The organism is Intrasporangium sp., from assembly GCF_035280925.1.
GTDB lineage: Bacteria > Actinomycetota > Actinomycetes > Actinomycetales > Dermatophilaceae > Intrasporangium.
This window is the reverse complement of record NZ_DATEEY010000028.1, coordinates 1-2,817: the sequence shown is the minus strand read 5'-3', so window position 1 is coordinate 2,817 and position 2,817 is coordinate 1. Positions and strand designations below refer to the sequence as shown.

The window sequence follows — 2,817 nt, the reverse complement described above, 5'->3', positions numbered from 1 at the left end:
GGACTCGTGCTGCACCGCCTCGGTCGCATTCCCAAGGAGCCCGGCGACACGGTGGACATCGACGGCTGGACCGTCGAGGTGACGGCAGTGGGGCACCACGCCATCACCGAGGTCCGCCTCGTCCCGAGGAGGTATGAGGAGCAGGCGGCCGGCGACTGACCCAGCCCGAGGCGGAGCCGGCCCACGAGCGCAGCCGGGCTCAGCGGCATACGGCCCACTACTGGCTTCCCGACTCCTGCGTCAGTCATCTCCGGCCGGGCGAGGGCGGGTGAACCTGCTCGGGTACCAGCACCGAGATCAGGCCGTATGCCGCTGAGCTCGCCCCCACGCGCCCGCTCAGTCCCAGCGCGGTCCCGTTCCCGTCGAGTGGGCAACTCCCGTCGCCCGTGGCCACGTCTCATGCGGAACGGGTGAGGCTGGGATCAGCCACCGCGAAAGAGGATGGACTCCCACCATCACTCCGGGAGGATTCATGTCGACCTCATCCACCTCATCCACCCCATCCACCTCAGCCAACACGGAGACACGTCGCGGCTGGGGGCACGGCGTGGTCCTGTTCGCCGGGACGTTGATGCTGGTCCTGGGGATCCTGGAGTTCCTCCGGGGACTGACCGCGCTCTTCGAGAACACGCTCTTCGTCAACACGCCGGACTACATCTTCGCCCTCGACGTCACGACGTGGGGCTGGCTGCACCTGATCTGGGGTGTCGTGCTCGCCGCGGTGGGCGGGGCGATCCTCGCCGGCAGGCTGGTCGGGCGCATCGTCGGCCTGTCGATCGTCACCATTGCCATGGTGCTGAACTTCGTGTCGCTGCCGATCTACCCGCTGTGGTCGGTCGTGATGATCGCGCTGTGCATCTTCATCATGTGGGCGCTGTGCGCGGAGGACTCGGTCGACTGAGCCCCTGCGAGCCTGGCCCGAGGTCGCGAAGCACGCCCTATTCGGCTGCGTGACGATCCGAGCGCGCCGTCGTCGAGCGACGGGATGGCACGCGCGTGATGTCGATGAGCTCCAGCCCGAGGGCCTGGATCCGCTCGATGAGGCCGTGCAAGGCGGCCTGGTCGAGCGTGCCCGCCAGCACGGTAGCGGTGGGCTCGACCCGAATCGCCAAGTCGTCGAACATCTCCCGGGCAGCCGGGCCGATGACGCCCGCCACGCGGACCTCATAGCTGGCTCGTGCCGCCGCCATCACGACCTCCCACCTCACGTTCCTCCAAGGGTGTCGGCCTGGTCCGCGAGTGTGATCACCCATGTGGGATGAGGTGGGCACATGGCCCGGACGGCGTCAGTCCCCGTCGGCGCGTGCCTCCCGGCATTGCAGACGAATGGGCCCAACCGGCGTTACGCTCAGATCCGGTCAAGTGCAGTTCCGAGGCCCGGCTCAGCGGCCGAGAAGACCCTAGGGGGTGGATGCGCTGTACTACCCCTTCCGTGCGCGTCAGGGCCTCGTGCCCGCCCTCCCGGCGAAGCATGTCCCTCGTCCGCGGCTGGTCGCGGCTCTCGACGGGGCGGTCGAGCGCAACCCGCTGACGCTGATCTGCGCCGGACCCGCGTCCGGCAAGACCGTGCTGCTCACCGAGTGGTCGCGATCGCGGCCGCGTCGACTCGTCTGGGTCTCGCTCGACCCTGCCGACAACAGTGCCGCCGCCTTCTGGGCGCTGGTCTGCAAGGCCCTGGTGCAGTCGGGCCATGCGCCGCCAATGAACCTGGACGATCCGTTGCGCTCGGCAGAGGCCGAGGCCCTGGGCCAGCTCGAGAGCGCCTCGGGCGATCCGGAGAGCCCGCTGGTCCTCGTCCTCGACGACGCGCACTTCGTCACCGACCCTGAGGTCATCGCCACGCTCGATGGACTGCTCACCCGCCCACCCCCGGGACTGCGGGTCGTGTTGGCCGCACGCAGCGATCCGCTGATCCGGCTGCACCGCTTCCGCATCCGGGGCCAGCTCGGAGAGCTGCGAAGTGGCGACCTGGCCATGACGGGGCCCGAGATCGAGGAGCTGCTGGGCATCCATCGGGTCACCATCGGGGCGGAGTCTCGTGCGCTCCTTGCCGAACGCACCCAGGGGTGGGTCGCCGGAGTCCGGCTCTCGGCCCTTCGCATGGAGGCCAGCCCGGAGCCTGAGCGCTTCGTCAACGAGTTCGCCATCGACCGTGGAAGCATCGGCGAGTACCTCGTCGAGGAGGTGCTCGCGGCGCTGGACCCGACGACCCGTCGTCTCCTCATCCGCACCAGCAGCTGTGATCTCGTCTGCGGTGAGCTGGCCGACGCAGTCTGCGAGTCCACGGGAAGCGGCACGCTGCTCTCGGCGCTCGCGGCCGCCAACTCCTTCGTCAGCCCCGTCGGCCACGACGGGGTATGGTTCCGCAGCCACCCCCTCTTCCGGGAGGTGCTGCGTCACCTCCTGCGCGGAGAGGAGGCGGGCGTCCGGCACGGCATCGAGGGCCGGGCCGCCCGATGGCACGACGGGCAGGGCAACCCCGTCGGTGCACTGGAGCACGCCTTGCGTGCCGCTGACTGGGCCTACGCCACGGACCTGCTCGAGCGAGGTGCTTTCGAGCAGATCTTCTTCCACGACGGAGAGCGGTGGGTCGGCGAGCTGTCCGCGTATCCCGATGCACCGTCCGAGAGCACTCCACCGAGCCTTCGCCACCGCCTGGTGTCCGCGCAGGCGGCAGTGGCGTGCATGCTGGGCCGCCATGATCGAGCCCGCGAGCTGGCGGTCGACATCGAGGCCCTGAGCACGCCCGACTCACGAAGCTCCCTGGCCGATGTCGCGAGACTCGCCCTGGCAGTCCGAGCTGGTGACCGGGACGGT

General features: G+C 69.5%; 3 protein-coding genes and 1 pseudogene. 3 read left to right on the top strand and 1 reads right to left on the bottom strand.

Translation table 11 applies throughout. The features are described 5' to 3' along the window. Positions 1-6 precede the first annotated feature (6 nt). Both VJN29_RS02800 and VJN29_RS02795 read left to right on the top strand, forming a co-directional pair. A complete protein-coding gene (locus VJN29_RS02800; protein ID WP_324142049.1) occupies positions 7-159 on the top strand; it encodes a transporter associated domain-containing protein in 153 nt (50 codons plus the stop codon). A 313-nt stretch (positions 160-472) separates the two neighbouring features. Next, positions 473-901, top strand: a complete 429-nt coding sequence (locus tag VJN29_RS02795; protein WP_324142048.1) for a DUF7144 family membrane protein — start codon at positions 473-475, stop codon at positions 899-901. 37 nt (positions 902-938) lie between these two features. Here the strand turns inward: VJN29_RS02795 and VJN29_RS02790 are convergent, their stop codons facing one another. Continuing rightward, complete coding sequence (locus VJN29_RS02790; RefSeq protein ID WP_324142047.1) at positions 939-1,208, bottom strand: hypothetical protein; 270 nt, start codon at positions 1,206-1,208, stop codon at positions 939-941. A gap of 199 nt (positions 1,209-1,407) precedes the next feature. On the opposite strand from VJN29_RS02790, the pseudogene VJN29_RS02785 reads away from it, so the two are divergent. Continuing rightward, positions 1,408-2,817 (top strand): annotated as a pseudogene (locus VJN29_RS02785) (hypothetical protein); the annotation flags it as partial.

Bases quoted from the DNA above. Each gene is read 5' to 3' on its own strand.
- VJN29_RS02795 (WP_324142048.1), top strand. From the start codon at position 473: ATGTCGACCTCATCCACCTCATCCACCCCATCCACCTCAGCCAACACG.